Source organism: Pedobacter sp. UBA4863, assembly GCF_002399615.1.
Taxonomy (GTDB): Bacteria; Bacteroidota; Bacteroidia; order Sphingobacteriales; family Sphingobacteriaceae; genus Pedobacter.
Genome location: NZ_DHDZ01000004.1, coordinates 33470 through 35602, shown reverse-complemented (window position 1 = coordinate 35602; position 2133 = coordinate 33470). Strand labels below are relative to the sequence as shown.

General features: G+C 39.0%; 2 protein-coding genes and 1 tRNA gene. 2 read left to right on the top strand and 1 reads right to left on the bottom strand.

From position 1 onward, the window contains the following. Nucleotides 1–161: 161 nt before the first annotated feature. Nucleotides 162–234, top strand: a tRNA-Phe gene (locus B3I52_RS00565). A 185-nt stretch (nucleotides 235–419) separates the two neighbouring features. On the opposite strand, the gene B3I52_RS00560 is transcribed toward B3I52_RS00565, so the two are convergent. Then, nucleotides 420–1121: an SDR family oxidoreductase gene (locus B3I52_RS00560; RefSeq protein ID WP_293297311.1), complete on the bottom strand. Its 702-nt coding sequence runs from the start codon at nucleotides 1119–1121 to the stop codon at nucleotides 420–422. A gap of 363 nt (nucleotides 1122–1484) precedes the next feature. On the opposite strand from B3I52_RS00560, the gene B3I52_RS00555 reads away from it, so the two are divergent. Beyond that, complete coding sequence (locus B3I52_RS00555; protein ID WP_293297308.1) at nucleotides 1485–2039, top strand: PhnA domain-containing protein; 555 nt, start codon at nucleotides 1485–1487, stop codon at nucleotides 2037–2039. The last annotated feature ends 94 nt before the right edge of the window (nucleotides 2040–2133 follow it).

The window sequence follows — 2133 nt, the reverse complement described above, 5'->3', positions numbered from 1 at the left end:
CCCATAGCTATAGTTTGGTGTCACCACCAAACCCAACCTGTAAAATATTAATATCATTTTTAAACAGCTTATTGAATTGTTCTTAAGTTTATTCGTGCAACAATCATATTTTTTATTTGTGTTTTGCGAAATAACCGCTATATTTGCAATCCCAAACGGGAGGTGCCTTAGCTCAGTAGGTAGAGCAAAGGACTGAAAATCCTTGTGTCCCTGGTTCGATCCCTGGAGGCACCACTTCCTAAAGCCTTGCAGCAATGCAGGGCTTTTTTGGTTTTATTGCAGTTGCTACCTTTAAACAGAAGCATTTATAGCGAAGATCTAAGGAAATATAATACAGCGTAATTTGAAAGCGAGTTCATAAAAAGATGAACTGTACAATTTCCATTTACTTTGCTGAATGAATGACTTCTCGTACAAGACTATGGCGTAGTTACAGCAACTGGCAATATTTTTCCGTTAAAAAACTTATGTCCATTTTTGGCAAAATCGGCAACGTATTTGCCCATTTCAAAAGCCATTACAGGGCTTTCGTAACCCGGAAAAGCGGTCTCTAACATCTCGGTTTGTGCCGAGCCTAAAGCCAAACAATTAATTTTAATGCCCGTTTGGGTAAGCTCTTGTGCCATACACTCTGTTAATATGTGCAAGGCTGCCTTGCTTGCAGAGTAGGCCGCTAGCCCCGGGAACTTAACACTGCCTTGAAAACCGCCCATGCTGCCTATATTTACTATGTGAGCGCCTTGGCCCATAAATGGCAGCATGTAGCGTGTCATCTTAAAATGGCTCATAACGTTATGTTCAAGCATTGCTGCTAAATTGTTCTCGGTAGTTTCTAGCAAAGGCTTGTTAATTAAAGCGCCGGCATTGTTAATTAAAATATCTACAGTGCCTAATTTTTGTTCAATAAATGGAATTAAGGCGTTATAATCATCGTTAACCAAATCAAAAGCCACGGGCAAAAGTGTACATTCTGGCGTAATGCTTTTAGCAATTTCATGCAGTTTTCGCAACTTATCGGCCGAACGAGCAATGCAAACCACCTTGTTTTTCGTGTCTAAACTAAGTTCTAATGCTGCTTCGAAACCTATGCCGCTACTGGCTCCTGTAATGATGATGTTCATATGTAAATAATGTTGTTTTTAATTGTCACATGGAATAACCATGTTATCTTCATTCGTTTTTGTGCTGGTGGTCGCATGGCTATTTCATGGATAAAAATCTTTATTGGTGGCAAAGATAGGTATTTTATGGTAGTAGGGCGTGTTTTTAAACATTCCACTAGCCGCAGTTCCGAACCAAATATAGCGCTGTATTACAAATAAGCTAGCGGTGCAATGCATTGTTTCATCTGAACTTTTTTATTGCATTGTAAAATCAAGGTGCCCAACGCTTTGTTTGGCCTGTGTTTTTTGGTGTTTTGATATTCGTCACACATTTGAAAACCGATTTCTTTATTGATACCTTTGCCCAGTAATTAAAGAAAGATGTTAGAGAAATTAAAGGAACGCAGTGGCGGATTGTGTGAGCTATGTAGTAAGAATGAGGCTACCGAGGCGTATGTGGTAAGTCCCAAAAAGGATGATGCCTTGGAAAACCAAGTAGCTTTATGTGGTACTTGCTTGCAAAATTTAGCGGCTACCGATCAAAGTTTTTATTGGCGTGTAATAGAAGGAAGTATTTGGAATCCGGAGCCTAGTGTGCAGGCGTTGAGCTATCGTATTTTACAAAACTATAAGGAAGAAGATTGGGCAAGCGGTGTGTTAAGTATGGTTGATTTGGATGAAGATGTTATACAATGGGCTTTGAGTGGTTTAGAGACCGCTGCGGTGCATATTGATGCCTTTGGAAATGTATTGGAAGCTGGTGATACTGTAGTTTTAACACAAGCTTTAGATGTTAAAGGAACTAATTTTAGTGCGCCAAAGGGTACGGTGGTAAAGAAAATTAGATTGGTTCACGATAATCACGAGCAGATTGAAGGCAAAATAAACGAGCAAATGATAGTGATATTAACCAAGTACGTAAAGAAAAATAATTAATTTCTTCCTCCGTCCGGCATTTAGACCGAAGCAAAGCGAAGTGGAGAAATCTTTGGACTAAATTGTTTATAAAGCTGTTTAAATTTCAATAAGA

What these genes read in the sequence shown, in the direction of transcription:
- B3I52_RS00560 (WP_293297311.1), bottom strand. Translation starts at nt 1,121, where the DNA reads ATGAACATCATCATTACAGGAGCCAGTAGCGGCATAGGTTTCGAAGCA.
- B3I52_RS00555 (WP_293297308.1), top strand. Translation starts at nt 1,485, where the DNA reads ATGTTAGAGAAATTAAAGGAACGCAGTGGCGGATTGTGTGAGCTATGT.